This is a genomic window from Arthrobacter sp. AG258, assembly GCF_004364695.1.
Taxonomy (GTDB): Bacteria; Actinomycetota; Actinomycetes; order Actinomycetales; family Micrococcaceae; genus Arthrobacter.
The window spans coordinates 36,405-59,322 of the sequence record NZ_SOBI01000003.1; the positions used below are offsets into that span (position 1 = coordinate 36,405).

Consider the following 22,918-nt stretch of genomic DNA (forward strand, 5'->3'; position numbering starts at 1 on the left):
CCTCTTCTCCCCGCGCCGGGTTCGCCGGAAACCCTCGAGATCGCCGGGAGTTTCCGGCGAACCCGGGAGTTTCCGGCGATCTCGACGTGTTCCTAGCGCCGCGGGATGTTGCGCAGGTTGCTGCGGGCCATACTCACGGCCTCGCCCGCTCCCCGGTTCAGGACCACCTTGGACATGGCGGTGGCGAACCCCAGCACCTGTGACCCGGAGATCTTGGGCGGGATGGACAGCGCTTTGGGATCGGTGATCAGCTCCACCAGGGAGGGACCGGGGTGTGCAAAAGCCTCCCGGTACGCCGTCTCGATCTGTGCCGGATCCGTCACGCGCACGGCGTGGAACCCCAGGGCCTTGGCCACGGCGGCGTAGTCGGCGTCCGGCACGTCCACGCCGAAATCGGGCAGGCCATCCACCAGCATCTCCAGCTTCACCATGCCCAAGGTGGAATTGTTGAAGACCACCACGTTGACCGGCAACCGGTGCGCCGCCACCGTGATCAGCTCCCCCAGCAGCATGGACAGGCCGCCGTCGCCCGAGACCGAGACCACCTGCCGGCCGGGATAGGCCAACTGTGCGCCGATGGCATGCGGCAGGGCGTTGGCCATGGACCCGTGCAGGAAGGACCCGATCAGCCGCCGGGTGCCCAGCGGGTTGATGTAGCGGGCGGTCCAGACGTTGCACATGCCCGTGTCCGCGGTGAAAATGGCGTTCTCTGCCGCCACCTGGTCCAGGAGCGAGGCCGCGTACTCCGGGTGGATGGGCTGCTTTTTCTCCACCTTGCGGGTGTAGGCGCCCACGGCCTTGTTCATCAGCCTGTCGTGCTTCTTGAGCATCTGGTCCAGGAACCTGCGGCTCTTCTTGGCCTTCACCAGCGGCAGCAGGGCCCGCAGGGTGGGGAGGACGTCGCCGTGGACGGCAATGTCGACGTCGGTCCGCCGGCCCAGCCGCTGCGCCGCCCGGTCCACCTGCGCGGTCCTGGTGTCGGGCAGGAACTGGTCGTACGGGAAGTCCGTGCCGAGGAGGACCAGAAGGTCGGCGTCTTCGATGCCCTCGGCGGCGGCGCCGTAGCCGAGCAGGCCGGTCATGCCGATGTCGAAGGGGTTGTCGTACTGGACGAAGTCCTTGCCGCGGAGCGAGTGCCCCACCGGCGCCTTGGCCAGCTCAGCGAGCGCCATCAGCTCTGCATGTGCCCCCTCCACGCCGGCGCCGGCGAAAATTGCCACCTTGCCGGCGTCGTTGATGGCGTCCGCGAGCGCTTGGACGCTGGCCGGATCCGGGACCAGGCTGGCGGGACGGAAGGCGGCCGGCAGCGGGGTGGGTGCCGTTGCCTCGAGTCCGGCAATGTCGCCGGGAAGGGTCACGACGGCGACTCCCCCGAGGCCCACGGCGTGCTGGATGGCGCTGTGCATGACCCGCGGCGCCTGCTCGGCGGTGCTGACCAGTTCGGAGTACACCGAACATTCGTTGAAGAGCCGGTCCGGGTGGGTTTCCTGGAAGAAGCTGCTGCCGATCTGCTTGCTGGGGATGTGGGAGGCAATGGCCAGCACGGGCGCCCCGGACCGGTTGGCGTCGTACAGGCCGTTGATCAGGTGCAGGTTGCCGGGGCCGCAGGATCCTGCGCAGACCGCGAGCTTGCCGGTGAGCTGGGCTTCGGCGGCTGCGGCAAAGGCGGCGGCTTCCTCATGGCGGACGTGGATCCAGTCGATCCCACCCTTCGCCGCCCCACCTGTTTGCCGGACGGCGTCCACGATCGGGTTGAGGCTGTCACCCACAATCCCGTAGATCCGCTGCACGCCGGCAGCCTGGAGTTGTTCGATGAGCTGGGTGGCAAGTTCCTTGGCCATGAGTGCAGACTCCCGCGTTTGTGGTGCTGTGCTGACATGGCCCAATATAGTCCGCCCGCGCCCGGCGGACCGCCCGCCGCCAGCGGACGCGGTGGTGCAGCTAGCCGGGCGCGTTTGCCAACGCTGCCTGCGCCTCCGCGAGGAGCGCGCCGGCGAGCAGGGTGGCGGTCCGCACAATGAACGCACGACGCCGGGCGGTGCGGTCAGGGCCGCTGCCCGCCAGGAGGGTGTCGATCTGGGGCAGGACGGGCCAGCCGTCGCAGAGGGTGATGACGGTGATCAGCAGGTCCGCGGCGTCCGTGCGGTCGATCCCGGGCAGGACGTCAAGCACCTGGCCCACCTTGATGGCGCAGTGGTCGGACCGGGTGGCACGGCTGACGGTTTCCTTGCCGCGTTCAAGGCCTTCCCAGAACAGGAGCCGGGGCAGGACGCCGTCGGTGGTGTGCCGGTCAAAGAGGCGGCCGGCGTATTCTCCAAACGCTTCCGGCCCGCTGCCGCTAATGGGTACCTCGGTCATGACCCGGACCATTTCGGCGGCCAGGACGGCGTCGAAGAGCTCATCCTTCTTGCCGAAGTACTGGTAGATGCGTTCCTTGTTCACGCCCGCGGCAGTTGCGATCCGGTCCACCCGGGCTCCCGCCAGGCCCTTGGCACTGAACTCCTCCGTGGCAGCAGCGAGCAACAGTTCCTTGGTCCGCTCCGTGTTCCACGCCATGACACAAGTCTACGCAATTCCAACCAGGTAGTTGCAATTGTTGCAGGCCGCGGTTTATTGTCGTTGCAAACAAAAAGCAACTAACTAGTTGGAGTTCCCATGGACACGGTGACACAGCCCGCCTCCCCCGCCATTGCCAATTCGACAACCCCCACGCCACCGGAGCCCGCGGCGCTGCCCATTCCGCCGTCCATCCACGTCCGCGCCGCCATCACCTGGCTGGCCATCTTCCCGCTGGTGGCTGTTGGAATGATGGCTTCCGCCCCGTTGATGGAAAGCTGGCATCCCATCTTCCGGGCGATGGCCCTGACCATGGTGGTGGTGCCGACTGCGGTGTACGTGGTACTGCCCCGCCTGTTCGCCGCCCACGGCTTCCTGGCGCGGCGGCGGACTGCCCGGCGCTAAGGATCCCCAGCGCATAAAGGAGGCGTACGACGACGGCCTGGCAGCCGTCGTCGTACGCCTCCTTGGGAACCAGGCACCCTGGTGCCTCCCGGACTAGACGCCGAGCGGATCCTTGTCCTTGCCGCCACCCACCGGCGTTTGTTCCCAAGCGTGGCCCTGCTCGTCATCGAGGTGGGTGGCCTTCTTGTTCTTCAGGGCGAAGATGTAGACCAGCAGCGAGATGCCGATAGCCAGGGTGACGTAGGTGAAGAGGAGCTCAACCTGCCCGGCCTTCTGCAGCGCGGCACCGATCAGCGGCACCGTCCCGCCGAAGAGGGAGTTCGCGATCGCGTAGCCCAGGCCGACACCGAGGGCGCGGATGGAAGCCGGGAACAGTTCGGCCTTCACCAGTGCGTTGATGGAGGTGTAGCCGCCCACGATCAGCAGGCCGCCCATCATCAGCATGAAGGCCACGAAGGGATCCTTCGTCCCGGCGAGCGCGGACATCAGCGGCCAGGTGAACAGCACGCCGGTGATGCCGAACCAGAGCAGCAGGGGCTTGCGGCCCACCTTGTCCGAAATGATGCCGTAGACGGGCTGGAGCAGCATGAAGATGAACAGCGCCCAGAAGTTGATGACCGAGGTCGTTTCCTTGGCGATGCCGCTGGTGGTGTTCATGAAGCTGAGGATGAAGTTGGTGTAGGTGTAGAACGCCACCGTTCCGCCCAGGGTGACGCCGATGCAGATAAGCAGCGCCTTCCAGTGCTTGGTGAAGAGCAGCCTGAGCGTTCCGGGCTGGGGTTCCCCGGATGCCTTGGCGTTTGCCGCGGCCTCGACCTGGCTGGCGGAGACGGTTTCCTCCATGGAACGCCGCAGCCACAGCACGACCAGTGCGGCCACGCCGCCGATGGCGAACGGGATGCGCCAGCCCCACCCGGCCAGGGCCTCCTTGTCCAGGACGTTCTGCAGGACCACCAGCACCAGCAGTGCCAGCATCTGGCCGCCGATCAGCGTGACGTACTGGAAGCTGGAGAAGAACCCGCGGCGTTTGGCGGTGGCCGCCTCCGACATGTAGGTGGCGCTGGTGCCGTATTCGCCACCCACCGAGAAGCCCTGGACCAGGCGCGCCAGCACCAGCAGGACCAGCGCCCAGACGCCGATCACGTCCTTGGTGGGCAGGATGGCGATGAAGAATGAGCCCGCGGACATCATGGTCACGCTCAGCGTCAGGGCCGCCTTCCTGCCCTTGCGGTCGGCGAACCTGCCGAAGAACCAGCTGCCGATGGGCCGCATCAGGAACGTGACGGCAAAGACAGCCATGCCTTCCAGTGCGCCCTGCAGCGGATCCTTGGAGTTGAAGAAGTGTGGCTGGAAGTACGCCAGGAACGCCGTGTAAATGTAGACGTCGTACCATTCCACGAGGTTGCCCGCGGAGCCCTTCAGGATGTTGCCCACCGCCCGGCGGGTCTGGGCTGCCTCCGACTGGGGCGCGGCTTGTTGGGTGCTCATCGGTGAGTTCCTCCTGTAGTAACCTCGGCCTCCTGCGGCGGAGGGCCTCATCCACGGTATGGGTGATCCACCGCACAACCAACGAGGAACGCACTTTCCTAACACTTCCTTAGGTTTCGCGCCGCCCCGCTTTCCCCCTGCCCGACCTCCCGCCGTCGGGCAAATTTTGCCGCCACGCGGTAGTCTCACGGGGGCGGGAATGAACCGGCAACTGGACCTGGAACCACTGGAAACACGGCAAGGAAGATGGCCATGGACGTGCTGATCGTCGAGGACGACGACGCCATGGCCGGCGCGCTCACGGCCGCCGTCGAAAGCGCCGGGCACCGCCCCCGGCGGTTGTCCCGGGGCGCTGACGCGCTGCTCTCCCACCGGAATTTCCAGGTGATTCTGCTGGACCTCGGGCTTCCGGACATGGACGGCCTGGAGGTGCTGCGCAAGCTCCGGCAGGTCACCGATGTGCCCATCCTGATTTTGACGGCGCGCGACGACGAACGCAGCGTGGTGCTCGGGCTCCGCTCCGGCGCGGACGACTACCTGGTCAAACCGGTGAAGCTGGTGGAACTGCTGGCCCGGATAGAAGCTGTAACGCGCCGGGCCGGGCGCAGCAGGGGGACGCCGCAGGAGGTGATCGTGCTTGGCGATGTGGAGATCGACCTGGCCAAGCGCACCGCGTCCAGGGCAGGCGAACCGGTGCCGCTGACCGCCACGGAATTCGAACTCCTCGCCCTGCTGGCCAGCCATGCAGGCTCGGTGGTCACCAGGGAACAGATCCTGGACGCCCTCTGGGGTGACGCCTTCCTGGCCTCGTCCCGGTCCCTGGACGTGCACCTCACCGGGCTGCGGGCAAAACTCGGCAAGCCGGGATTCATCATCAATGTCCGCGGCGTGGGCTACCGCGTCGAGGCGGCTGCCGGATGAGGCTGCGGGTGCTCGGGGTCCTCAGCGTGCTGTGCCTGGTGGTGGTCTTCCTGATCTCGGGCACCATCCTGACCTCCGCCTCCCGGGAGCTGACCCAGGAACTGCAGATCAATCGGGCGGCCTCCTTGAACCGGCTGGCACAAGTGGCCTTTGACGCCGCGAACGACGGCGACACCGTGCGCCTGCAGCGGGAAATGGACACCTATTCCGGGCTGTATGGCGAAGGGATGGTGGTCCGCGTCCAGCAGGCCACGCTGCGTTCGGGGGACCTGGACGCGGGCCGGCCCGATGTGCAGGACGCGCTGTCGATGGCCCGGCTGAACGTGAGCAACACGTCCCTGGAACCGCTGGAGCCCTTCGGCGCGGGGTCGCACGTCATTTTCCGGCCCTTTGGCAGCGCCAGCCAGGTGCTCGGTGCCGTGGTCCTGGACGTCCACGCGGAGACGGCCCGGCAGAAGCTCCAGCAGCGCTGGCTCGGAGTGGGCGTTGCCGCCCTGGCGCTGGCAGCAGTGCTCCTGCTGGGGGCGGCCAGGGTCACCGGCTGGGTGCTGCGGCCCGTCCTCCGGCTTGATTCGGCGGTGCACGAGCTGGAACGGACCGGGCGCACCGAGCGGCTTCCGGAGGAAGGTCCCCCGGAGCTGCGGGAACTGAGCCGGTCGTTCACGGCGATGGCCAGGACCGTGAGCGCCAGCATGGAAGCGCAACGGCAGCTGATCGCGGACACGTCCCACCAGCTGCGCAACCCCGTGGGCGCACTCCGGCTGCGGCTGGACCTGCTCCAGCTTGAGCTGAAATCCGCCCGCGAACACGACGCAGCGGACCGGGCCGTGGCGGAGCTTGAGCGGGTGGAGGACATCCTTGACGGGGTTTTGAAACTTGCCGCCGCAGAGCACCGGGCCTCGGAAGGGTACCTGCGGGCATCTGGCTCTCCCGCAGACCATGCGGCCGCCCCGCCCGTCGACCCGTTCCCCGTCCTTCAGGGGGAAATCGAAAGGGCGGCACCCCTGGCGGACCAGACCGGGTGCCGCCTGGTGCTCGTGCCGGCACCCCATCCTGCGGCCCTGATTGCGTGCCGGGCCGCCGAGCTGGCCCAGATGCTGGACGAACTCCTCGGCAACGCCTTCAAGTACGCGCCCGGGGCCACCGTCACCGCTGCCGTGCGGACGGAGATGGACGCGGTTGTGGTGGAAATTTCCGACGACGGCCCGGGGCTTTCGGCGTCCGAACGCGCCTCGGCTGCCACCAGGTTTTGGCGGTCCCCCCGGCACTCCTCGGTTCCGGGTACCGGGCTGGGTATGACCATCGTGGGTGAGCTTGCCGCCGCGAACGGGGCCCGGCTGGTGCTGGCCGAAGCAGTCCCCCACGGATTGACGGCCCGGATCGAGTTCCACGCCTACTCGAATGCCGCCCCGGATGCGATGCCCGGCGGTGGTACCCGTGCCTAGCGTTTCCATCCCCGCACCGCACCCGTCCCGCCGGTCCGTCCTGGCGTGGGCCACCGCCGTCGGACTTGCAACCGTGCTGCCGCCCGCCCTCAGTGCCTGCACCGGCGGGGACCGGCCGGAGAGCCTCATTGTGGCGGGCGGCGAACCGGGCGGCTTCTACCTCGAGTTCTCGACGCTCCTGGCGGCGGCCCTGGAGCGTCACGGCGTGGCCAACCATGCGCGCGCCGTAGCCACCGGCGGGAGCCTGGACAACATTGCCGAACTCCGAGCCGGGCGCGCCGCGTTTGCCGTGGCCCTCGCGGACGCTGCCGGGGACAAATCCAGCGGGAATGCGCCAGAGATCGCAGCGATCGGGAAGGTCTACGAAAACTACGTCCACTGCGTGGTGCGCAAGGACAGTGGGATCCGGGATGTCTCCGGGCTTGCCGGGCGCCGGGTTGCCGTGGGACAGCCGGGGTCCGGTACTTCCCTCACCACCCCCCGGCTCCTTGAAGCGGCCGGCCTGGGTGCCTCGGCAACTGCCGCAGCGCCCACAGCCGGGACCGCCGCCGTCGAAAATCTTGGCCTGAACGACGGTATTGCCGCCCTGAAGGCGGGTGCCGTGGATGCGTTGTTCTGGTCCGGTGGCGTGCCGACGGCCGCCATCGCCGCAGCCCAGCAGGAGGTGGCTCTGCGGCTGCTGGACCTCTCCGGCCTGCTGCCCGAACTGCGACGGCGGTACGGCGGCATCTATGACCGTGTCCTCATCCCCGAAGGCAGCTACCCCGGCATCCCGGCAGTGTGGACGGTGGGCGCGCCCAATTTGCTCCTGTGCCGCCGGGACCTGGACAACGCCACGGTGGAGCGGACGGTGCAACTGCTGGTGCATAACGCCGGCGAACTCATTCCACAGTCCAGCCTGGGGGTGCAGTTCCTCAGCGCCGAAAGCCTCATCAATACCGCCGGCGTCCCCCTGCACCCCGCCGCGGCCGACGCCTACCGGGCCCTGCACGGCTGACCCAACGCCCGCTCACTTTCGACCGGAAAACCCCAAACGCCCGCTCACCTCCGACAGGAAAAACCCAAACGCCCGCTCACCTCCGACAGGAAAACCCCAAACGCCCGCTCACTTCTTCCGCAAGACATGAGCGGGCGTTGCTGGGATAGCCGCAAGACGTGAGCGGGCGTGCGTGTCAACTCCCGGAGTGGGCCTGCAGGAAGCTGTACACCTCGGTTTCGTCCACGCCCGGGAAGGCGCCGGGGGGCATGGCGGCCAACAGGTGTGAGTGGGCACGCGCCGACGGCCAGGCATTGCCGGCCCACTGGTTAGTAAGTTCGGCAGGCGGACGCTTGCAGCAGGTCGGATCCGGGCAGTTGGAGGTGGCCCGGGCCGTGGTCTCGCGCCCGCGGAACCACTTCACGTGCTGGTAGGGCACCCCAATGCTCAGGGAGAACTCCCCGGCGGCGGAGCGCTCCGTGCGGGCCGTGCACCAATACGTGCCCGACGGCGTGTCGGTGTACTGGCTGTACGCGCTGAACTTGTCCGGCACGTCGAACACCGCCCGCGATGTCCACGCCTTGCACGACGGTTGCCCCTCGATGGCGCCGGTGTGGTCCTGGGGGAAGTTCACGCCGTCGTTCTCGTAGGCCTTGTAGATGATCCCGCTTTGGTGCGTCTTCTGGAAATGCGTGGTGATGCCCAGGTGCTTGGTGGCCAAGTTGGTGAACCGGTGCGCGGCGGTCTCGTAGGACACAGCGAACGCGTCCCGGATGTCCTCCACCGCGATTTCCTTGGCAGCTTTGGCTTTTTGCAGAAATTCCACCGTGGCCTGTTCGGGCAGGAGCAGGGCGGCCGCGAAGTAGTTGGTGGCCACCCGCTGGGCCAGGAAGTCGCCGTAGTTCTTGGGCGTTTCATGGCCCAGGACGTAGTGGCCCAGCGCCTGCAGCAGCACCGAGCGGGGGTCGTGGTCCTGCCGCTGGCTCTGGGTCAGGTAAATTCTGCGGTTCTTCAAATCCGTCACGGACCGGGTGGAATGCGGCAGATCACCTACATGGTGCAGGGTGAAACCGAGGTGCGCGGCGATGTCTGCGATGACGTGCTGGCTCAGCGGACCGGTGGTGTAGCCAACCTCCTTGAGGACCTTTTGGGCCTCGGCCTCATACTCCGGAAAGTAGTTCCCGCGTTCCCGCATCATGGCCCGCAGTTCCCCGTTGGCGCGGCGGGCTTCCTCCGGGGTAGCCACCTGCTCGTTCATCTTCCGTTCGAGCTCGTGCAGCAGCCCCACTTGGGCCTCCAGCACATCCAGCGGCAGCCGCGAACTGATGCGGATTTTGGGCAGATCCAGCGACTCGTACAGCGGTCCGCGCTGGTACCGTTCCAGCTCGATTTCCAGGGCGGCCCGGCGGCTGGGCGGCTCGGCGCCGAGCAGTTGGTCAATGCTGACATTGAGCGCGCCTGCGAGGTGTTGAAGCAGCGTCAGCTTGGGCTCCCGCTTGCCGTTTTCAATCAGGCTGAGCTGGCTGGGAGCGGTGCCGACGGCGGCGCTCAGGTCATCGAGCGTCAGGCCGGCTTGTTTGCGCAGGTGGCGGACGCGGCGTCCCAGGGCGATGACGTCCAGTTCCGGGGCGGCGGTGGAGGGCGTCTGGGAAACGTCCCTGTTCCAGCTTGAAGGCGACATTTCTGAAGAATACGGGAAGAAGTGCATTTCTTTCCACAGTTTTCATCTAGAAAGGGGGTTGAAAGTGCTGAAAAGTAGTTTTCACGGAAAGAAACACCGCACCGGATAAGCCGGTGGGAGCCTCAACGGCGAGGTTCCCACCTACTCCATCCGGAGCTCAATCAAGGAGATCAACGATGACTGCAGCATTTGAGCCCACCCAGCAGCCGTCCGGCCAGGACACAACTCAGCAGGCCGCCGCCCTGGAGCTCGAGTGGGCCGCCAACCCCCGCTGGGAAGGTGTGACCCGGGACTACTCAGCCTCCGACGTCGTCCGTCTCCGGGGACGTGTCTCCGAGGAGCACACCCTGGCCCGCCGCGGCTCCGAAAAGCTGTGGAAGCAGCTCACCGAGGAGCACAAGACCGGCGGCTACACGAACGCCTTGGGCGCCCTGACGGGCAACCAGGCCGTGCAGCAGGTCAAGGCAGGCCTGCGCGCCATCTACCTCTCCGGCTGGCAGGTGGCCGCGGACGCCAACAACTCCGGCCACACCTACCCGGACCAGTCCCTCTACCCGGCCAACTCCGTTCCCACGGTGGTCCGCCGCATCAATAACGCCCTGCTCCGCGCCGACCAGATCGAATTCTCCGAGGGCATCCAAACCGTCGAGGACTGGCTGGTCCCGATCGTCGCGGACGCCGAAGCCGGCTTCGGCGGCCCGCTGAACGCCTACGAACTCATGAAATCCATGATCCAGGCCGGCGCGGCCGGCGTTCACTGGGAGGACCAGCTCGCCTCGGAGAAGAAGTGCGGCCACCTCGGCGGCAAGGTGCTGATCCCCACCCAGCAGCACGTCCGCACCCTGAACGCGGCCCGCCTGGCAGCCGACGTCGCCGGCACCCCCACGGTCGTCATTGCCCGCACCGACGCCGAGGCAGCCACCCTGATCACCTCCGACGTGGACGAGCGGGACCAGGAGTTCATCACCGGCGAGCGCACCGCCGAGGGCTTCTACAAGGTCCGCAACGGCATCGAACCCTGCATCGCCCGCGCCAAGGCCTACGCCCCGTACTCCGACCTCATCTGGATGGAGACCGGCACCCCGGACCTGGAGCTGGCCCGCAAGTTCGCCGAATCCGTCAAGGCCGAGTTCCCGGACCAGATGCTCTCCTACAACTGCTCGCCGTCGTTCAACTGGCGCAAGCACCTGGATGACGCCACCATCGCCAAGTTCCAGCGCGAACTCGGCGCCATGGGCTTCACGTTCCAGTTCATCACCCTGGCCGGCTTCCACGCCCTGAACTACTCGATGTTCGACCTCGCCCACGGCTACGCCCGTGAAGGCATGAGCGCCTACGTCGAACTCCAGGAGAAGGAATTCGCCTCCGAATCCCGCGGCTACACCGCAACCAAGCACCAGCGCGAAGTCGGCACCGGCTACTTCGACACCATCTCCACGGCGCTCAACCCCAACGCCTCCACCCTCGCCCTGGTCGGATCGACCGAAGAGGGCCAGTTCCACTAACGCTTACGACGGCGGCGCTTCCGTCCGGCCTTCGGACCGGCATCGTCTCTGCCTGCTATTCCCCACGTCCGGCCTTGGGCTCGTAGAACTCGCCGAGGCCGGACGCAGGGCCCCTTTTACGCAGGCTGCCGCGACACCGGCTCCTCGGCCTCGTGCCTCAGTCGCCACCCTGCTGCTACCCGCCGTCGAACTTCCCTTTCGTCTTTAAGGAGACTGAAATGAACAGCTTCACTGACAGCTTCACGATCAATGGCATTACCTTGACCGCCCAGCCCATTTGCCGGCAGGACGAGGTGCTGACGCCGGATGCCCTCTCCTTCATTGCCAAGCTGCACCGGGCCACCGCTGAGCGGCGCCAGGAGCTGCTGCAGGCACGGCGCGCGCGGCGGGCCGACATTGCCGCTGGAACGGACCCGCGTTTCCTGCGGGAGACCGAGCACATCCGTAATGATCCGTCCTGGCGGGTGGCTCCCCCGGCACCCGGCCTGGAGGACCGCCGCGTCGAGATCACGGGCCCGGTGGACAAGAAGATGACCATCAACGCCCTGAACTCGGGAGCGAAGGTGTGGCTCGCCGACATGGAGGACTCTTCCACCCCCACCTGGCGGAACGTCATCAAGGGCCAGCTGAACCTCACCGACGCGCTGGAGCGCCGGATCGATTTCACCACCGAAGAAGGCAAGGACTACAAGCTGGCGGACGGCGACCTGCCCACCATCGTGGTCCGCCCCCGCGGCTGGCACCTGCCGGAAAAGCACATGCTGATCGACGGCCAGCCCATCGCCGGCGGCATCGTGGACTTTGGCCTGTTCTTCTTCCACAACGCCCGCCGCCTGCTCGCCCAGGGCAAGGGCCCCTACTTCTACCTGCCCAAGATCGAGAACCACCTGGAAGCCCGGCTGTGGAACGACATCTTCATCCTGGCCCAGGACCTGCTCGGCATCCCGCAGGGCACCATCCGAGCCACCGTGCTGATCGAAACCATCACCGCAGCGTTCGAGATGGAGGAGATCCTCTACGAACTCCGCGACCACGCCTCGGGCCTGAACGCCGGCCGCTGGGACTACATCTTCTCCCTGATCAAGAACTTCCGTACCCGCGGCCCGCGCTTCGTCCTCCCGGACCGCGGCCAGGTGACCATGACCCAGCCGTTCATGCGTGCCTACACCGAACAGCTGGTCCGGGCCTGCCACAAGCGCGGTGCCATGGCCATCGGCGGCATGGCCGCAGCCGTTCCCAACCGCAAGGACCCGGAAGCCAACGCCAACGCCCTCGAGAAGGTGCGTGCGGACAAGACCCGCGAGGCCAACGACGGGTTCGACGGTTCCTGGGTGGCCCACCCCGACCTGGTGCCCGTCTGCCGCGAAGTGTTTGACGGCGTCCTCGGCAGCAAGCCCAACCAGCTGGACCGGCTCCGCGAGGACGTCACCCCCGATGACCGCGCCCTGATTAACGTCGCTGCCACCACCGGCACCATCACCGAGCAGGGCATCCGGAACAACATCGAGGTGGGCATCCGCTACATCGAGTCCTGGCTCCGCGGCAACGGCGCCGTAGCCATCCACAACCTGATGGAGGACGCCGCGACCGCGGAGATCTCACGGTCCCAGCTGTGGCAGTGGATCTACGCCCGCGCCATCACGGACCAGGGCGAGATCATCAGCCACGAGTGGGTGGAAGAACTCCTGGACGAGGAATTCGCCCGGCTGGAGCGCTTCGACGGCGACCGTTTTGAGGACGCCCGAGACATCTTCGAGGAAGTCACGCTCAGCCGTGAGTTCCCGTCCTTCCTGACGCTCCCCGCCTATGCCCGCTACCTCACGGAAGCCCGCGAGAAGGCCACGGTCGAGGAGCTGGCAGCGGCCTGACCCACCACAACTTCCGTTTGCCGGGCCGGCACGCCCTTCGCAACAGGCCCCCCGAAATCCGGGGCGCCGGCCCGGCGACGGAGCACCCCTCACACCCCCGCTCACTTGTTGCAGGAAAACCCGAAACGCCCGCTCACTTTCCCCAAGAAAGTGAGCGGGCGTTCCGCCGTTTGATGCAAGAGGTGAGCGGGCGTTCCGCCGTCTGGTGCATCAAGTGAGCGGGCGTCGGGGTGGCGGAACGTCCGACGGCGGACGCGGCCTTAGCGCCCCTTCGGCACCTTCCGCACGGACAGGGTGGTGCTGGCGAAGAAGGTCAGTACGGAGGCCAGGATGACCAGCAGGGCCGGCGTCCACGAGCCGGACGTGTCGTGGACGAAGCCCACCAGCGGAGGGGCAACGGCAGCGAGGCAATAGCCAAGGCCCTGGACCGTTGCGGACATCCGGCCGGCGGAGGCCTGGTCGCGCGCCAGCTTGATCACGGCGATGAAGATCAGGGTGATGCCGCCGCCCTGGGCGATGCCGCCGGACGTGGACCACAGCCACCACAGCTGCGGCAGGACCAGGAGCCCTACGGGGACGGCAAGCCACAACGTCCCCAAGGTGACCGCCACCGCCGTCGTACTCATGTATTTGGCCGCAAAGGGAACGCCGAGGCCGCCCACGATCGCCAGGATCTGGAAGATCGAGGACGCGGCACCGGCCTGCGCGGCATTCATCCCCAGTTCGTCGTGCAGGTAGCTGGGCAGCCAGGCGGTGACGCCGTAGTAGGAGAACGCCTGGCCGCCGAAACCCGCGGTCAGCCCGAACGTCGTCCAGCCGGAACTGCGCGCCGTCGCCCGCTGCCCGTCCCCACCCGAGGCCTCATCCGGATCCGACACCAGGAATGCCGTGCGCGGCCCCACCGCCAGGACCCACACCACAATGGCGGCGACCGCAAGGACAGCGACGGCGGCGAGCGCAAGCCGCCACCCGGTGACCGCTGCCAGCGGGGCCATGGCCACCGAGGTCAGGAAGGACCCGATGTTCAATGCCGCCGTGTAGATCCCCATGGCGGTCCCCTGCCGGCGCGGTGCGAAATCGCGGCGGATGATCAGGGGCACCGCAATGTTTCCCACCGTGATGGCCACCCCGATGAGCACGGTACCGGCCACCACCAGCACCGGGCCGCCCGCGGAACGGACCACCACGCCGGCAAGGACACCCAGGATGGTCAGCGTGACGGCGAACTCTGCCCCGAACCTCCGCGCCGCCAGAGAGGCCAATGGAGCAGCAAGCGAGAAGCAGAGCACCGGGATACTCGTCAGCAGCCCCAGCATGACCGGCGAGAAGTGCAGTTCGGCCTGCATGAGGTCCACCAGGGGCGCGACCGCCACGAAGGGGCCCCGCAGGTTCAGGGCCAGCAGGCCGATGCAGGCCAGCAGGATCCAGCTCTTGGGCACGCGGGAAAGGACGCCGGCGCTCACAGGGACAACATGGGGAATGGGCTTTGATTCATCACCCTCATTGCTATCACGCCGCGCGAGCCCGGAACTCCAGGCGACCGCCTGCGCGGCCCTGCCATACGATGAACGTGACTGTGGACGACTGGACACCGCAAAGGACACCCATGACGCACCGGCTTGCCATCCTTGATGACTACCAGGACGTGGCCCACGGCTTCGCCGACTTCGCGGCCTTGGAGGCTGCGGGCGTCACCATCACCTCGTACCGGGAACCCTTCGCCTCCCGCGACGCCCTGGTCTCGGCGTTGGCAGGCACCACGATGGTGATCGCCATGCGCGAGCGGACCGCGTTCCCGCGTGAGGTGTTTGAGCAACTTCCCGCCCTGCAGCTGCTGGTGACCACCGGCATGGCCAACGCCTCGATCGACGTCGCGGCGGCGGCCGAGCACGGAGTTACCGTGTGCGGCACGCCCGGCTCACCCACTGCCGCCCCGGAGCTGACCTGGGCCTTGCTGCTGGCCATCGCACGGCACCTGCCGGCCGAGGACCACTCGCTGCGCGCCGGCGGCTGGCAGTCCACGGTGGGCTTCGAGCTGGCAGGGAAGACCCTTGGCATCGTGGGGCTGGGCAAGATCGGCCGCCGGGTAGCGGCGTACGGCCGGGCCTTCGGGATGGACGTGGTGGCGTGGAGCCCGAACCTGACGGCGGAGGCCGCGGCCGACGCCGGCGCGCGCCTGGTCTCGAAGGCGGAACTGTTCACCCTCGCCGATGTCGCAACCCTCCACCTGCGGCTCTCCCCGCGCTCCGAAAACATCGTGGGCGAGGAAGAACTGCGGCTGCTCGGCCCCGAAGGCATCCTCGTGAACACGGCGCGGGGTCCCCTGGTTGACCAGGACGCACTCCTCAGGGCCCTGGCCGAGGGCTGGATCCGCGGCGCGGCCCTGGACGTCTTCGACCAGGAACCGCTGCCGGCCGGGCACCCGCTCCTGGCCGCCCCCAACACGGTACTCTCGCCCCACCTGGGCTACGTCACGCAGGAAAGCTACCGGCAGTTCTACGGCGGAGCCGTGGAGGACATCACCGCCTGGCTGGCCGGCTCCCCCATCCGCACCATCACCGACTGAGCCGGAAGGCCCCCATGACCCACAGCATCCGCAGGGCAACAGCGGACGACGCCGGCCCGCTGGCCGAGCTGGCAGCGGTCACCTTTCCGCTTGCCTGCCCGCCGTCGTCGTCACCGTCCGACATCGCCGCGCACCTGGCCAACACGCTCAGCGAAGCACACTTCACGCGCTATCTCGCTGACCCGGACATCACCATCCTGGTCATCGATGCCGACGGCCCGCTCACCGGCTACAGCCTGCTGGTGGACCGGCCCGCCGCGGACCCGGACGTTTCCTCCGCGCTGACGCTGGTCCCGTCCGTGGAGATCAGCACGTGCTACGTCCACCCTGACTACCACGGGTTGGGCGCCGCCGCCGAGCTCATGCACGCCAGCCTTGAGGCAGCCGCCGCAACCGGTGCGGCGGGCGCGTGGCTGGGCGTCAACAGCCAGAACGCCCGGGCCATCTGCTTCTATGGGAAGTCGGGTTTCCGCAAGGTGGGAACCAAGTCCTTCCGGCTGGGCAGCACGGTGGAACACGACTTCGTGCTGGAACGCCCCCTCCCTTAGGGGAGCCTGCGGGCGCCAAGGCCCGCCGCCGCCGCTTCCAACGGGTAGGCCAGCGGCGGCCGGGGCTCGGCCAGCAGCTTCAGTCCCGGCGGAAGGCCTTCAATGGTGCCGGTTGTTCCGGTGGCTTTGATGGTCACCCGGCTTCCGTCCAGCAGGACATTTTCGGCCCGGAACGTGCCCACCGTCTCCGGCAGGATCGGTGCCAGGTGCACCACCCCGCGGGTGAAAACGGGGTCGAACCGCAACAGGATCCGTGCCAGTTGCACGGGCGCCGCCGCGGCCCAGGCCTGCGGCGAGCACGCGGTGGGATACGGAACCGGGCCAGGGTATTCGCCACGGTCGAACCCGCAGAACAGCTCCGGCAGCCGCCCGTCGAAATGCCGGGCGGCGTCGAGGATCCCGGAGGCCACCCGCTTGGCCTCGTCCACGAACCCGTAGCGCATCAGCCCGGTGGCCACCAGTGCCGTGTCGTGGGGCCACACCGAGCCGTTGTGGTAGCTGACCGGATTGTAGGCGCCCATGTCGGACGCCAGCGTGCGGATGCCCCAGCCGGTGAACATCTGCGGGGACATCAGGTTCTCCATGACGGACACGGCTTTGTCTTCGTCCACGACGCCCGTCCAGAGGCAGTGGCCGATGTTCGAGGTCAGCGCATCGACGGGCCGTTTGTCCTTGTCCAGCGCCACCGCGTAGTAGCCCTTGTCCGGCAGCCAGAACTTCTTGTTGAACTCCTCTTTGAAGGCGGCTGCCTTGTCTGCCCAGTGCTTTTCGAGGGCGGAATCGCCGCTCCAGTGGGCCAGCAGGGACCTGCCAAGGTACGCGGAGTAGACATACGCCTGGACTTCACAGAGGGCGATCGGGGCTTCGGCGATGGTTCCGTCGGCGAAATTGATCCCGTCCCAGGAGTCCTTCCAGCCTTGGTTCACCAGGCCGTGGTCGTTGGGCCGGAGGTATTCCACGAAACCGTCGCCGTCCCGGTCGCCGTATTTTTCGATCCATTCCAGCGCCCGGTCGGCGTGTGGCAGCAGGGGCTGGATCGCGTCCCGGGAAAGGCCCCACCGGCTTAGCTCCCCCAGGGTGGAGACGAAAAGGGGGGTGGCGTCGGCGGTGCCGTAGTACGCCGTCCCTCCCAGGGACAGGCCGGCAGTGACGCCGAGCCGGACCTCATGCGGGATGCGGCCAGGTTCCTCTTCGGAATCCACGTCCACTTTCTTACCCTGGATCCCGGCCAAGGTTTGGAGCGTGCCCAAGGCGAGGTTGGGGTTGACCATCAGGCTCATGTAGGAGGTCAGCAGCGAATCCCGGCCGAACAGGGCCATGAACCAGGGCGCCCCGGCCGCCACCGCAGCCCGGTTGGGATGGTGGGCATCAAAGATGCGCAGGGCACCAAGGTCGCTCTGGCTCCGGTTGAGCACGTTCTGGAAGCTGGAGTCCTCGATGCTGATCCGCGGAACGCCTTCCTCCCAGTCCAGGTGCCGGCGAACCCCTTCCCGGTGGTGCGGAAGCCGCCCCTCCTTGAAGGGTTCCTCCGGCGCCTCACCGTTGACCAAGGGCACCACTATGACGCTGGTGCTCCATTTGCCCCGTGCCGGAACAGTGACATGGAACCGCAGCCCGTCCGTACTGACCTCCGCCCCCCGTGCGCCGACGGCGGTCCCTCGTTGCTGGCCGTGCCGTGATGCTTCGATGACCAGCCTCCCGTCCGTGATGGCCCGGGTGGTATCGTCCAGGCCGCTGGTACGGCCGCCCTTTACTTCGAAGAGGTCTGCCTGGTCGGCGTCGACGAGCAGCTCGATCTCGCACTCCACCGGTTCGGCCGCATAGTTTTCAAGGGAAATGTCGTCCTGCAGCCCCGGGCCGATGTGGCGGACCTGGCGGACCACCAGGGGGCTGTCAAACCTGCCGCCGGGCCATTTGGCGCGGCCCACGAACGTGGCCTCGAACGGTTGCGGGCGTTGGGCTGACAATGGTTCGCGCAATGCGCCGTTGATCCTGAGCATCCAGCGCGAGATGATCCGCGTGTCCTGGAAGAAGACTCCGTTGGTTCCGGCGTCAGGACTGATGTCGCCCGTGCCGGAGGAGATGCAGAACGACGATCCCTCCAAGACCGTGACCGATCCCGAATCGGATACTGCTGCCTCGTTGTCTTCGTTCCAGGCGGTCATGGAAAGGCTCCCTTCTCCGGCAGATGCCCCCTGGATCGGGAAGCATTCAGGCCCCCAATAAATTCTGGTGCACCCGGGGAACCTGCGGAACCCCTGAGGGCATCCTCCCTTCTATGAGTTCGGCGTAAAGCTCCAGGTGGTCGGCAACCATACGGGCGGCGCTGAAGCGCTCTTCCACGGCTTGCCGGCACACAGCCCTGTCCAGCCCGGCCGCGGCCGCCACAAAGCCGGCCAGTTCCTCGGTTTTTCCCAGGAATCCCGTCCGGCCGTGCTCGACAATTTCCGGAGCCGCTCCGATGAGCGTCCCAATCACCGGGGTACCGGTAGCGAGCGCCTCGATCATCACCAGGCCGAACGGTTCGGACCACTGGATAGGGTTCAGGAACGCCGTTGCACCGCCAACCAACCGGTATTTGGCGGCATCGTCCACTTCCCCGACGAAGTCCTCGTTGGGGCCCAGGATTGGTTCAATGACTTCCCGGAAAAAGCGGACCTCCTCCGGTTCGCGCATCTTGACCGCAATTTTGAGGTGCATTCCAACCTGCCTGGCGATGGTGATGGCCTCAAGGAGTCCCTTGTCCGGACACGAGCGGCCAACGAAACACAGGTAGCCCCCGCTGCCGGTCCCCACGGGCACGGCGGAGAGGTCCATCCCGTGGTGGATGATCCGGGTGACGGGAACAGCGGGGGCGTGCGACGCCTGGTCCTTGGAGATGGCGATCACGGCACCACGCCGGGCAACGGCGCGGTAGATATCCGCCGCTTGGGCGTGGATGGGCCCGTGGATGGTGGTGGCCACCGGGACCCCGGCCGGCCGGTGCAGGTAGAGGGGCCCCGCCATGGTGTGGTCGTGGATGATGTCGACGTCCTGCAGTCCCTCGTAAGCCCTGACAACATGGCTGAGTTCGCTGATGCTGGTGCCGAGTCCTTCGTACTCGGCGGGCCGCATCCCCGGAACGAGCCTAACCGGGCACGTACTCTCGAGCGGTGCCGCGAGCAGGACCTCGTGCCCGGCGGCGGCGAAGCCCCGGGCAAGGGCGTCCACCACCCTTTCCGTGCCTCCGTAGGTTGCCGGCGGGACCGGGATCCACGGCCCTGAGACAAGTCCAATCCGCATTCCTGGCCTCCCAGGTTACAGGCCGGGCTCCCCAGCAGGCCGGGCAAAATTACACCGGATGCGCTCTTGCACCCGATGAGTCTTCGATTCCGAGGGCCGCTGCATGACCACCTGATCCGACTATTGCCCACGACGGCCGCTGCCACAAGACCCAATGTGGCGGATCTCATGGCAGGTGCCGGAATGGCGGCCCCTGCCGGCCGGTTATGCAGGCCATGAAGATTGAGATCTGGTCCGACGTCGCCTGCCCGTGGTGCTTCATCGGCAAACGCCGCTTTGAGGCCGCCCTGGCATCCTTCCCGCACCGTGATTCTGTTGATGTGGTGTGGCGGAGCTACCAGCTGGATCCTGGGCTGCCGGGGCACTTCGATGGCACTGAACTGGAATACCTGAGCAGCCGCAAGGGGATGCCGGCCCAGCAGGTCTCGCAGATGTTCGAGCACGTGGCACAGCAGGCCAAGGACGAGGGCCTCAACTACCGCTTCGACAAGGTGGTGGTGGCCAACAGTTTCACGGCCCACCGGCTGATCCACCTCGCTGCCGTCCACGGCAAGCAGGATGCCGCCAAGGAGCGCCTCCTCAGCGACCATTTCGAGCACGGCAAAGACATTGGCAGCCGGGAATACCTGGCAGGACTGGGCCGGGAGCTTGGCTTGCCGGAGGACGAGGTGGACGAACTGTTCACCACGGACAAGTACTCGGACGCGGTGCGGTCCGATTTCCAGGAAGGCCAGTCCCTGGGCATCAGTGGTGTCCCCTTCTTTGTCATTGACCGCAAGTTCGGCCTGTCCGGCGCCCAGCCGGCGGAAACGTTCACGCGCGCGCTTAACCAGGCGTGGCAGGAAGCCAACCCGTTGGTGTTGGTCGATTCCGCGGAGGCCGGGGCCTGCGGTCCGGATGGCTGCGCAATCTAGCGCCGTTTACTGACACATCGGGGTAAAGTGTCTGTATGCCCAGGATTTCAGCGGCCAGCAACGCCGAACAACGCGCTGATACGCAGCGCCGTATCCTCACAGCCTTCGGCGAACTCCTTTTCACCCACGGCCTTCCCGGGTTGACCATGACGGACGTGGCCCGGCACGCAGGCGTGGGCCGGACCGCCGTCTACAACTACTACGCGGACATCGAGGAACTGTTGATTTCCTACGCGCTGGAGGAGACGGAAAAGTTCCTCTCGGACCTGCGCGATTCACTGGGCCGCCTGGAGAACCCGGTGGAGCGGCTGGCCCTCTACGTCCGCGCCCAGGTGGTTGACCTCAGCCGCCGCCACCTCCCGCCCGGACCGGCCATGGGGGCTGTGCTGTCGCCGTCGTCCTTCGCGAAACTCTCCGACCACGTCAGCGAGCTCAGCACCCTGCTGCAGGGCATCCTGCGTGACGGCATGGAGCAGGGCTACCTGCCGGTGGCGGACGTGGGGCAACAGTCCCAGCTGATCCTGGGCACGCTGTCCTCCAGCGCCGCCAGGGGCAGCGACGAGCCTGCCGAACTGGAAGCGCGCGTGGCCCGGACGGTGCGGTTCATCCAGCTGGGGGCGGGAGCAAGGTTCGACGACGAAGGGCGGCCCCTGCGCGTGGCCGGCCTTCCGGCGGCGGCCGGCTGAGCCGTGGTCAGCGCGCCGTCACGGCGGCCGGGGTTACCGGAAGCTTGTTGGCATCGGCAATGCGGCGGCTTTCCCTGGGGCAGCCCAGGGTCCCAGGGGTTTGGTCCACCACATCCGCCGGGACGAGCGCTGCGAAATCATGGGCCAGGATGACGTCCACGCTGGCGTCGGTCCTGATGTCCTGGAAGTAGTCGGACCCCGGTACATTGCGCTGCACCGTGAAGGCGGCAGCCTGCCCGGCCGCGCCTGAGACCACTGCAGCAACGCCCCGGTAGCCGGCATTGACGTTCGACACATTGCCCACCGCGAACTTCCGCGCCAGGAATTCATCCGCCACGGAGCGGGCCAGGCCGGCCCGGGTGGTGGAGTTATAGACGTTCAGGCTGACCTTGTCGTTGGGCGTGTAGTCGAACACCGCAGTGGGGCATGAAGACACCGGCTTCTGGCTGGGCTCGGCCGTGGGAACCTTCAGCCGCCCGTTAATGATGGCGAGGGCAACGATGATGGCCGCGGCGATCATCCCAACCAGCAGGACCAGGACCACGCCGTGGAGCACGCGGCGGCGGACCCGGGCCGTTTCGTCGGCGTCCTTGGCCGCTTCCATCGCTGCCCGCAGCTCAGCGCCGGACACCACACGGTGGCCGTGCAGGACGCTGGGGTCCTTCGGCCGGCGGCTAGCCATCGAGCACCAGGACCCGGGCGTGGATCGCCGTGCGCTGGTGCAGTGCCGTACGGACCGCGCGGTGCAGGCCGTCCTCCAGGTAAAGGGTTCCCTGGTATTGCACCACGTGCGGGAACAAGTCACCGAAGAATGTGGAATCTTCGGCCAGCAAGGCCTCCAGGTCCAGCGTGCGCTTGGTGGTCACCAGTTCGTCCAGCCGGACCGGCCGCGGCGGCAGCGACGCCCACTGCTTCGGGGTGCTGTAACCATGGTCGGGGTAAGGGCGGCCCTCGCCCACAGCTTTGAATATCACCATGCAACAGTAGGCACCGCGCCGCCCCAGCGAAAGCATCAGGGCGGACCGGCGCCAGGTTGTAGCCAAACAGTGACCATCCGTCACATCGCCCCGTTCCACGGCAACGGGCCGGTTCCTGCTGACAGAATGGAGCCATGACCGCATCCGACTCCCCCGCCATGCCCGAGCCAGGAACCCGCCTGCCATCCACGCCCCCGCTGGCGCTGCTGCTGGATGTGGACGGACCCGTGGCAAGCCCAGTGACCCGCGACGTGAAGCCGGACATCATCCTTGACCTGGTGGCACTCGCGGCAGCCGGAATCCCCGTCATCTTCAACACCGGCCGCTCGGACGCGTTCATCCGCGAACAGGTCATGGAACCCATGATCGCCGCCGGGATCCCGGCGGGAACAGTCATCCACGCCGTGTGCGAGAAGGGCGCCGTCTGGTTCAGCTATACCTCCGCCGGGCCGGGCCCCATCCACGTGGACCGGGAACTCGCCGTGCCCGCAGCGTACGGCGACGACATCCGGCGCCTGGTGGCGGAGGATTACGCCGCCCACATGTTCTTTGACGAAACCAAACGCGCCATGGTCTCGGTGGAGCAGCACATCGACGTGCCCAGCGCCGAGTACCTGGCCGAGCAAAAGCTGTTCGACGCTGACGCCATGGAGCTCATGGGCAGGCACGGCCTGGGCGTTGTGCGGCTGGACCACCATGCGCCCAATTCCGACGACGCAGTGGATTACAGGGTGGATCCCACCATCATCTCCACCGATATCGAGTCCGTGCGGCTGGGCAAGGACCTCGGCGCCAGCCGCGCGGTGGAACTGCTGGCTGCCCAGGGCATCACGCCCCACGCTTGGCGGACGGTGGGCGATTCCCGGACCGACTACGCGATGGCCGACTGGCTGCACCACAACGATCACCCGGTCAAGCACGTTGACGTCCGGCCCGCGGACGGCGTGCCCGGCAAACCGTATCCGGTCCTCACGGCAGCGGACCTGGGACTGGAGAGCACGGTGATCCACGACGACGCCGGCGGCGCTTTCCTGCGCGCCTGGCGGGAGGCGCTGGGCGCCTGAGCCCCTGCCGCCGCGGCCCGAAACCTGCTGTTACCA

At 67.1% G+C, this 22,918-nt stretch carries 20 protein-coding genes; 11 read left to right on the top strand and 9 right to left on the bottom strand.

Annotated elements, in window-relative coordinates:
- Positions 1 to 92: 92 nt before the first annotated feature.
- Together DFO47_RS06470 and DFO47_RS06475 are read right to left on the bottom strand one after the other, a co-directional pair.
- Positions 93 to 1,841, bottom strand: a complete 1,749-nt coding sequence (locus tag DFO47_RS06470) for a pyruvate dehydrogenase (RefSeq protein ID WP_133831099.1) — start codon at positions 1,839 to 1,841, stop codon at positions 93 to 95.
- A gap of 100 nt (positions 1,842 to 1,941) precedes the next feature.
- Positions 1,942 to 2,556 carry a TetR family transcriptional regulator gene (locus DFO47_RS06475; RefSeq protein WP_018763764.1) on the bottom strand — a complete coding sequence of 205 codons (615 nt, stop codon included), beginning with the start codon at positions 2,554 to 2,556 and terminating at the stop codon, positions 1,942 to 1,944.
- A 99-nt stretch (positions 2,557 to 2,655) separates the two neighbouring features.
- Between DFO47_RS06475 and DFO47_RS06480 the strand changes: the two genes are divergently transcribed.
- Positions 2,656 to 2,961 carry a hypothetical protein gene (locus tag DFO47_RS06480; protein ID WP_133831100.1) on the top strand — a complete coding sequence of 102 codons (306 nt, stop codon included), beginning with the start codon at positions 2,656 to 2,658 and terminating at the stop codon, positions 2,959 to 2,961.
- Positions 2,962 to 3,054: 93 nt separating this feature from the next.
- Here the strand turns inward: DFO47_RS06480 and DFO47_RS06485 are convergent, their stop codons facing one another.
- Positions 3,055 to 4,449, bottom strand: coding sequence for an MFS transporter (locus DFO47_RS06485; RefSeq protein ID WP_133831101.1), 1,395 nt, complete (start codon positions 4,447 to 4,449; stop codon positions 3,055 to 3,057).
- Positions 4,450 to 4,701: 252 nt separating this feature from the next.
- On the opposite strand from DFO47_RS06485, the gene DFO47_RS06490 reads away from it, so the two are divergent.
- The 3 genes from DFO47_RS06490 to DFO47_RS06500 are packed head-to-tail and all read left to right on the top strand — an operon-like array spanning position 4,702 to position 7,812.
- The gene (locus DFO47_RS06490) at positions 4,702 to 5,370 is read left to right on the top strand and encodes a response regulator transcription factor (protein ID WP_026265144.1); all 669 of its coding nucleotides are present in this window, start codon (positions 4,702 to 4,704) and stop codon (positions 5,368 to 5,370) included.
- The gene (locus DFO47_RS06495; protein ID WP_133831102.1) at positions 5,367 to 6,815 is read left to right on the top strand and encodes a HAMP domain-containing sensor histidine kinase; all 1,449 of its coding nucleotides are present in this window, start codon (positions 5,367 to 5,369) and stop codon (positions 6,813 to 6,815) included. The genes DFO47_RS06490 and DFO47_RS06495 overlap by 4 nt, the downstream gene beginning before the upstream one ends.
- A complete protein-coding gene (locus DFO47_RS06500; RefSeq protein ID WP_133831103.1) occupies positions 6,808 to 7,812 on the top strand; it encodes a TAXI family TRAP transporter solute-binding subunit in 1,005 nt (334 codons plus the stop codon). The genes DFO47_RS06495 and DFO47_RS06500 overlap by 8 nt, the downstream gene beginning before the upstream one ends.
- A gap of 175 nt (positions 7,813 to 7,987) precedes the next feature.
- On the opposite strand, the gene DFO47_RS06505 is transcribed toward DFO47_RS06500, so the two are convergent.
- Entirely contained in the window at positions 7,988 to 9,499 is a 1,512-nt protein-coding gene (locus DFO47_RS06505) for a helix-turn-helix transcriptional regulator (protein WP_133831104.1), read from the bottom strand.
- A 149-nt stretch (positions 9,500 to 9,648) separates the two neighbouring features.
- On the opposite strand from DFO47_RS06505, the gene aceA reads away from it, so the two are divergent.
- Entirely contained in the window at positions 9,649 to 10,977 is a 1,329-nt protein-coding gene (gene aceA, locus DFO47_RS06510) for an isocitrate lyase (protein WP_018763757.1), read from the top strand.
- A gap of 218 nt (positions 10,978 to 11,195) precedes the next feature.
- The gene (gene aceB / locus DFO47_RS06515; RefSeq protein ID WP_133831105.1) at positions 11,196 to 12,845 is read left to right on the top strand and encodes a malate synthase A; all 1,650 of its coding nucleotides are present in this window, start codon (positions 11,196 to 11,198) and stop codon (positions 12,843 to 12,845) included.
- A 260-nt stretch (positions 12,846 to 13,105) separates the two neighbouring features.
- Here the strand turns inward: aceB and DFO47_RS06520 are convergent, their stop codons facing one another.
- Positions 13,106 to 14,308: an MFS transporter gene (locus DFO47_RS06520; RefSeq protein WP_133831106.1), complete on the bottom strand. Its 1,203-nt coding sequence runs from the start codon at positions 14,306 to 14,308 to the stop codon at positions 13,106 to 13,108.
- A gap of 143 nt (positions 14,309 to 14,451) precedes the next feature.
- Here DFO47_RS06520 and DFO47_RS06525 point away from each other — a divergent pair, with 143 nt between their 5' ends.
- Both DFO47_RS06525 and DFO47_RS06530 read left to right on the top strand, forming a co-directional pair.
- A complete protein-coding gene (locus tag DFO47_RS06525; protein WP_133831107.1) occupies positions 14,452 to 15,411 on the top strand; it encodes a D-2-hydroxyacid dehydrogenase family protein in 960 nt (319 codons plus the stop codon).
- Between the two features lie 14 nt (positions 15,412 to 15,425).
- On the top strand, positions 15,426 to 15,959 hold the full coding sequence (locus DFO47_RS06530) for a GNAT family N-acetyltransferase (RefSeq protein WP_133831108.1): 534 nt from the start codon (positions 15,426 to 15,428) through the stop codon (positions 15,957 to 15,959).
- Here DFO47_RS06530 and DFO47_RS06535 read toward each other — a convergent pair.
- A complete protein-coding gene (locus DFO47_RS06535) occupies positions 15,956 to 18,124 on the bottom strand; it encodes a glycogen debranching N-terminal domain-containing protein (protein ID WP_133831109.1) in 2,169 nt (722 codons plus the stop codon). The genes DFO47_RS06530 and DFO47_RS06535 overlap by 4 nt on opposite strands.
- A gap of 46 nt (positions 18,125 to 18,170) precedes the next feature.
- Complete coding sequence (locus tag DFO47_RS06540) at positions 18,171 to 19,241, bottom strand: glycosyltransferase family 4 protein (RefSeq protein ID WP_133831110.1); 1,071 nt, start codon at positions 19,239 to 19,241, stop codon at positions 18,171 to 18,173.
- A 215-nt stretch (positions 19,242 to 19,456) separates the two neighbouring features.
- Between DFO47_RS06540 and DFO47_RS06545 the strand changes: the two genes are divergently transcribed.
- The gene (locus tag DFO47_RS06545) at positions 19,457 to 20,155 is read left to right on the top strand and encodes a DsbA family oxidoreductase (protein ID WP_133831111.1); all 699 of its coding nucleotides are present in this window, start codon (positions 19,457 to 19,459) and stop codon (positions 20,153 to 20,155) included.
- A gap of 35 nt (positions 20,156 to 20,190) precedes the next feature.
- Positions 20,191 to 20,841: a TetR/AcrR family transcriptional regulator gene (locus tag DFO47_RS06550; protein WP_133831112.1), complete on the top strand. Its 651-nt coding sequence runs from the start codon at positions 20,191 to 20,193 to the stop codon at positions 20,839 to 20,841.
- A gap of 7 nt (positions 20,842 to 20,848) precedes the next feature.
- Here the strand turns inward: DFO47_RS06550 and DFO47_RS06555 are convergent, their stop codons facing one another.
- Together DFO47_RS06555 and DFO47_RS06560 are read right to left on the bottom strand one after the other, a co-directional pair.
- Positions 20,849 to 21,523, bottom strand: a complete 675-nt coding sequence (locus DFO47_RS06555) for a LytR C-terminal domain-containing protein (protein ID WP_133831113.1) — start codon at positions 21,521 to 21,523, stop codon at positions 20,849 to 20,851.
- Positions 21,516 to 21,815 (bottom strand): hypothetical protein, encoded by a 300-nt coding sequence (locus tag DFO47_RS06560; RefSeq protein ID WP_026264985.1) that lies wholly within the window; start codon positions 21,813 to 21,815, stop codon positions 21,516 to 21,518. The genes DFO47_RS06555 and DFO47_RS06560 overlap by 8 nt, the downstream gene beginning before the upstream one ends.
- Positions 21,816 to 21,952: 137 nt before the next feature.
- Here DFO47_RS06560 and DFO47_RS06565 point away from each other — a divergent pair, with 137 nt between their 5' ends.
- Complete coding sequence (locus DFO47_RS06565) at positions 21,953 to 22,882, top strand: hypothetical protein (RefSeq protein ID WP_133831114.1); 930 nt, start codon at positions 21,953 to 21,955, stop codon at positions 22,880 to 22,882.
- The last annotated feature ends 36 nt before the right edge of the window (positions 22,883 to 22,918 follow it).

Coding starts and splice junctions, on each gene's coding strand:
- DFO47_RS06480 (WP_133831100.1), top strand. CDS start 2,656: ATGGACACGGTGACACAGCCCGCCTCCCCCGCCATTGCCAATTCGACA.
- DFO47_RS06550 (WP_133831112.1), top strand. CDS start 20,191: ATGCCCAGGATTTCAGCGGCCAGCAACGCCGAACAACGCGCTGATACG.
- DFO47_RS06485 (WP_133831101.1), bottom strand. CDS start 4,449: ATGAGCACCCAACAAGCCGCGCCCCAGTCGGAGGCAGCCCAGACCCGC.
- DFO47_RS06565 (WP_133831114.1), top strand. CDS start 21,953: ATGACCGCATCCGACTCCCCCGCCATGCCCGAGCCAGGAACCCGCCTG.
- DFO47_RS06505 (WP_133831104.1), bottom strand. CDS start 9,499: ATGCACTTCTTCCCGTATTCTTCAGAAATGTCGCCTTCAAGCTGGAAC.
- DFO47_RS06470 (WP_133831099.1), bottom strand. CDS start 1,841: ATGGCCAAGGAACTTGCCACCCAGCTCATCGAACAACTCCAGGCTGCC.
- aceA (WP_018763757.1), top strand. CDS start 9,649: ATGACTGCAGCATTTGAGCCCACCCAGCAGCCGTCCGGCCAGGACACA.
- DFO47_RS06525 (WP_133831107.1), top strand. CDS start 14,452: ATGACGCACCGGCTTGCCATCCTTGATGACTACCAGGACGTGGCCCAC.
- DFO47_RS06535 (WP_133831109.1), bottom strand. CDS start 18,124: ATGACCGCCTGGAACGAAGACAACGAGGCAGCAGTATCCGATTCGGGA.
- DFO47_RS06495 (WP_133831102.1), top strand. CDS start 5,367: ATGAGGCTGCGGGTGCTCGGGGTCCTCAGCGTGCTGTGCCTGGTGGTG.
- DFO47_RS06540 (WP_133831110.1), bottom strand. CDS start 19,241: ATGCGGATTGGACTTGTCTCAGGGCCGTGGATCCCGGTCCCGCCGGCA.
- DFO47_RS06555 (WP_133831113.1), bottom strand. CDS start 21,523: ATGGCTAGCCGCCGGCCGAAGGACCCCAGCGTCCTGCACGGCCACCGT.
- DFO47_RS06545 (WP_133831111.1), top strand. CDS start 19,457: ATGAAGATTGAGATCTGGTCCGACGTCGCCTGCCCGTGGTGCTTCATC.
- DFO47_RS06490 (WP_026265144.1), top strand. CDS start 4,702: ATGGACGTGCTGATCGTCGAGGACGACGACGCCATGGCCGGCGCGCTC.
- DFO47_RS06475 (WP_018763764.1), bottom strand. CDS start 2,556: ATGGCGTGGAACACGGAGCGGACCAAGGAACTGTTGCTCGCTGCTGCC.
- aceB (WP_133831105.1), top strand. CDS start 11,196: ATGAACAGCTTCACTGACAGCTTCACGATCAATGGCATTACCTTGACC.
- DFO47_RS06530 (WP_133831108.1), top strand. CDS start 15,426: ATGACCCACAGCATCCGCAGGGCAACAGCGGACGACGCCGGCCCGCTG.